The organism is Mycobacterium sp. E2462, assembly GCF_001672685.1.
GTDB lineage: Bacteria > Actinomycetota > Actinomycetes > Mycobacteriales > Mycobacteriaceae > Mycobacterium.
The window spans coordinates 1-2,766 of the sequence record NZ_LZKC01000082.1 but is presented as its reverse complement, the minus strand read 5'-3'; the positions used below and the strand labels follow the sequence as shown (position 1 = coordinate 2,766).

The 2,766-nt window shown below is 71.6% G+C and carries 3 protein-coding genes and 1 pseudogene; 1 reads left to right on the top strand and 3 read right to left on the bottom strand.

Annotation, left to right across the window (positions count from 1 at the left end; all coding sequences use genetic code 11):
• On the bottom strand, positions 1 to 549 hold a 549-nt coding region (locus A5714_RS04075), incomplete at its 3' end, for a CNNM domain-containing protein (protein WP_156747162.1).
• Positions 550 to 830: 281 nt separating this feature from the next.
• Here A5714_RS04075 and A5714_RS04070 point away from each other — a divergent pair.
• Entirely contained in the window at positions 831 to 1,454 is a 624-nt protein-coding gene (locus tag A5714_RS04070; protein ID WP_068283005.1) for a GNAT family N-acetyltransferase, read from the top strand.
• Here the strand turns inward: A5714_RS04070 and mbtN are convergent.
• Both mbtN and A5714_RS25865 read right to left on the bottom strand, forming a co-directional pair.
• Entirely contained in the window at positions 1,421 to 2,593 is a 1,173-nt protein-coding gene (mbtN, locus tag A5714_RS04065; protein WP_068283002.1) for a mycobactin biosynthesis acyl-ACP dehydrogenase MbtN, read from the bottom strand. The genes A5714_RS04070 and mbtN overlap by 34 nt on opposite strands.
• A gap of 1 nt (position 2,594) precedes the next feature.
• Positions 2,595 to 2,766 (bottom strand): annotated as a pseudogene (locus tag A5714_RS25865) (long-chain-fatty-acid--ACP ligase); the annotation flags it as partial.

Sequence of the window (2,766 nt, the reverse complement as noted above, 5' to 3'; positions counted from 1 at the left end):
CCGGGCCGACCGCAACTCCTCGGCCGGTTCGATGCCCAGCCGGCGCACGATCCAGTTCGCCGCGCCGTTGGTCAGCCGGATCGCGGGGGTGAACAACAGTGAGAACAGCAGCTGCGCGCCCACGACGCTGCGGGCCGCGGCGAGCGGCCGCGCCACCGCCAGGTATTTCGGCACCAGCTCGCCGAACACCATCGAGACCGACGTCACGATGGCCAGCACCAGCGCGGCCATGATCGCGTCGCCCACCCGGTCGGGCACGCCGAGCGCGTCCAGCCAGGGGTGCGGCAGGTCCTCGACCATCGGGTCGGTGAGGTAGCCGGCGGCCAGCGTGGTCGCGGAGATCCCCAGCTGGGCGCCCGACAGCTGGAAGGACAGCTTGTGGTGCGCCCGGCGAATCCAGCGGTCGCGACGCCCGCCGCCGCGGGCGTTGGCCTCGACGGCGCTGCGATCGAGGGTCGTCAGCGAGAACTCGGCGGCGACGAACACGGCGTTGCCGAAGATCAGCACCGCGATGGCCAACACGCTGAGCGCGGTGACGGTGACGTTCATGGCCTAGACCGCATCGGCGTCCGCGGGCAGGGGCGGGGAGGGGGGCTCGGAGTCGGCCGGCTCGTCTGACGGCCTGTGCGCCCGGAAGCCGGAGGCCTGCGGGGGTGCCTGAGGCACGTCGTTCCTTTCGCTGCCGAAGCGGGTTGTCGTTGCTGCCTTATGGTAGCCGGGGCCCGGCGGCGGGGGCGCGGACGGCGACCGGCGCAGCGGCCCGGCCCGATCGTGGCCGGGCGGCCCTAGTATGGTTTGGCTAACCTTACTCGGGTAGGCTGTGGCGCACTATGGCCGAGGCTCCACCGAAGAACCCGCCCACACCCGTTCTGCCCCGCGAGCGCTTCGACATTCCCGACGAGGTGCTCCGCATCGGCCGGCCGCCGACCCCGTCGCTGGCGCCGCCCTTCGAACTGCGCGTCGCGCAGCGCGCCGACGCGGCGCAGGTGGCCGAGTGGATGAACCGCCCGCACCTGGCGTCGGCGTGGGAGTACGACTGGCCGGCTCCGCGCTGGGAGCGGCACCTGGGCGCCCAGCTGGATGGCGCGTACTCGCTGCCCCTGATCGGCGCCTGGCGCGGCGTCGACCGGGCCTACCTCGAATTGTATTGGGGCGCAAAGGATGTGATCTCCCGGTACTACGACGCCGACCCGTACGACCTGGGCTTGCACGCGGCCATCGCCGACCTGACCCTGGTGAACCGCGGCTTGGGGCCGATGCTGTTGCCCCGCATCGTGGCCAGCGCCTTCGCGGTCGAACCGCGTTGCCGGCGGATCATGTTCGACCCCGACCACCGCAACAGCAGCGCGCGGCGGCTGTGTGAGTACGTCGGGTGCACGTTCCTGGGGGAGTACGACACGGGAAACCGGCGAATGGCGCTCTACGCCTGGGAATCTCCGAGCACCGACGCGTAGCCGTCGTGGTCGGCCGTCATCCCGGCCGCCACCAGTTCCCAGAGCACCTCGTCGGTGCCGCCGCCGACGCGGGCGAGTTTCATGTCGCGCCACCACCGGCCCAGCGGCGTCTCGTCGACGAGATACCCGGCGCCGCCGAAGATGTGCATGCATTCGGAGATCACCTCTTCGCCGAGGCGGGCGGCCGTCACCTTGACGCCCGCGGCCGCGCGCAGGTCCAGCCTGCCCTGGGCCGCGATGCCGTGCAGCCCGTGGCGCAGCAGGTCGACGCGCGCCTGCAGGTCGGCCATCCGCAACCGCAGCGCCTGGTGCTCGAACAGCGTGGCCCCGAACTGTCGCCGAGTCATCATGCGCGCCAACGTGATTCCAATGGCGCGTTGGCACGACGCCGCGATCTGCCCGGCGATGGACATCCGTTCGTGGGCCAAGCCCCAGCTGATGGCCGCCAGGCCGGTGCCGGCCCGCGCGACCAGCGCTTCGGCGGGCACCCAGGTGTCGATGTGCACGGCGGCGGTGTCCAGCGGCCCGGCGCCGACCTTGGCGTACGGCGCCTGCACGCGCACCTGCGCGGCCGGAACGGCGATGACGGCCACGTTGCCGTGCCGGCTGGACGGGTCATGGTCGACGCTGCGCGCCACCACCATGATGTGGTCGGCGATCGGCGCCAGCGACACGAACTTCTTGATCCCGCGGACGTCGAAACCACCGTCACGAGAACGCATTTCGGTGTGCACGATCTGCAGGTCGGAGCCGCCCGACTCCTCGGAGGCGCCGATGCACAACACGGCCTGCCCGCGGATAGCCCGCTCGCCGACGTCCTTCAAGTATGGGGACTTGCCGAAGCGGCGCAGGATGGCGATCGCCGAATCGTGCAGGCTGACCCCCACGCCGATGCCGGCCGACGACAGCCGGCCCAGGGCAAAGGCGAGTTCGATCAGTTTGCCGACGTCGGGCAGCGCGCCGTCGGCCCACTTCTCGCTGAACACCCCGGCCGCGCCCAGATGCTCGATCACCTCGCGCGGAAATCGTTGCCGCGCCTCGGCGTTAGCGGTCCAGGAGACGACGCGCTGATCGAAGGCGTCGGCGAGCAGGGCGCGGTAGTCGGCGAGCCCGACGCCGGCCGCATCGGTGAGCGTCATGTCAGTCCACCGCCTCCAGCGAACGCCGCACCTCAAGGCGGCGCAGTTTGCCCGAGGAGGTGCGGGGCAGCGACCCCGGCGCCAGGAACACCACGTCGGACGGCACCACCCCGCACACCGAGGCGACGCGCTGAATGACCTCGGCGCGGGCGCCCTCCTGATCGGGTCCGCGG

What these genes read in the sequence shown, in the direction of transcription:
- mbtN (WP_068283002.1), bottom strand. Translation starts at nt 2,593, where the DNA reads ATGACGCTCACCGATGCGGCCGGCGTCGGGCTCGCCGACTACCGCGCC.
- A5714_RS04070 (WP_068283005.1), top strand. Translation starts at nt 831, where the DNA reads ATGGCCGAGGCTCCACCGAAGAACCCGCCCACACCCGTTCTGCCCCGC.